The 204-nt window shown below is 39.2% G+C and carries 1 protein-coding gene; it reads left to right on the forward strand.

The genetic code is table 11. The features are described from left to right. Positions 1–204, forward strand: a 204-nt coding sequence (locus AC6CH4_RS26085; RefSeq protein WP_498108269.1) for a hypothetical protein, incomplete at both ends; no start/stop codon positions are given.

Below are 204 nucleotides of genomic sequence, written 5' to 3' on the forward strand. Positions count from 1 at the left end.
GTAAATGATCTGATCCTCAATCAGATCAGGGTGATTGGTAATGGTGATACTAATTACTGTAGAAAGTACATTCTAAAAAGCGAGGCAACCTCCCTGGGATACGATCGTCTGTTAAGCATTACAGAGCAAATCAGCAATAAGAGTTACAATCCAACGGTTTTTACCTATGATACAACCAGCAATGAGAATCTTCTACAAGCGCAA

It is taken from the genome of Flavobacterium sp. GQ95, from assembly GCF_059758655.1.